The organism is Hymenobacter defluvii (assembly GCF_017589435.1).
GTDB lineage: Bacteria > Bacteroidota > Bacteroidia > Cytophagales > Hymenobacteraceae > Hymenobacter > Hymenobacter profundi.
The window spans coordinates 1-1,035 of sequence record NZ_JAGETX010000082.1 but is presented as its reverse complement, the minus strand read 5'-3'; the positions used below and the strand labels follow the sequence as shown (position 1 = coordinate 1,035).

At 47.0% G+C, this 1,035-nt stretch carries 1 protein-coding gene; it reads right to left on the bottom strand.

Going from position 1 to position 1,035, the window contains the following annotated elements; all coding sequences use genetic code 11:
* Positions 1-110: 110 nt before the first annotated feature.
* Positions 111-896: a hypothetical protein gene (locus tag J4D97_RS23020; protein ID WP_208309631.1), complete on the bottom strand. Its 786-nt coding sequence runs from the start codon at positions 894-896 to the stop codon at positions 111-113.
* Positions 897-1,035 lie beyond the last annotated feature (139 nt).

Here is a 1,035-nt window from a genome sequence, read left to right as displayed (position 1 = left end):
TGTTCATAGTAATCTTTGCGGAACCTAGTGTTTATTGAATATAGAATCCTATACAGTTCCTGCCATTGCTCTTTACTCATGATGATGCATTAGGAGATTGTAGATGCGTGTTATTTCAAGCGGATAAGAACTGGGGGCAAACCTCTGATTGGTAGGCGCTCGTGGCCGGCGGCTTTTTGCCAGGTTTCGATTAACTCTTTGCTTTGTACATCCAGTTGGTGAATGGTTTGGTTAAATACGGCGGCTGCTTCATCAAGGGATATTTGAATATACTTGTGTTTAGGATGCCGGAGTTTTTTGCCCTGGTGGCGCAGCTCGCGTTCGATGTATATCAGGTTGAAGTCATAGACACCTGTCTGTCCGAGGAAACGTTCGTCATTTGTACGAATGCCTGCTTTCGTGAAGTTGGCTGGACCGATTGTAACACCCGTAGCCCAAGTATATACTTCTTCTTGAGCATCGGATGTTGGGCGATAGCGCCAATATATATCGCCGAACACAGAGTCGCCGGCATCTTGAAAGTATTGTTCTAATCGTTCATCGAGGTGTTGAAATGAGTCGCGAACGGCTTTAATATTGTCCATGACGCGCCGCGCTTGGTTGTCGGTTGGGAGTTTAACGATGGGCCAGAAGCGTTGGGCACGGCGCATGGCATCCATAATCTCCCATACTTCAGCAATGGTAATTTGGATGTTAAGAACAGGTTCTGGCTCTACTTCTTCGCTGCGTAGTTGGCTATAATTTAGCACCCGCTCGTGGAGGCGGTGGGTAACGGCCTCGAGCTGTATTAGCATCGTTAATAGGGCGTTGTAGGCCAGCGCCGTTTTCTTTGCTGGATGCAGGAATGGAATTCTACTAGAAACCGACTCTTTGGGTAGGGTGATTAAGAATCCCATTGGAAAAGATTATACGTGAATTTGGGTCTAGTTGGGAAAAGTGGTGAAGTCTTGATTTTGGATTGCCTGCTCAGCTAATTTGGCGTCGTTATTTTCTCCGGCTCATATGCTAGTGCAGCGCTACGAAGGGCAGACTACC

Coding starts and splice junctions, on each gene's coding strand:
- J4D97_RS23020 (WP_208309631.1), bottom strand. CDS start 896: ATGGGATTCTTAATCACCCTACCCAAAGAGTCGGTTTCTAGTAGAATT.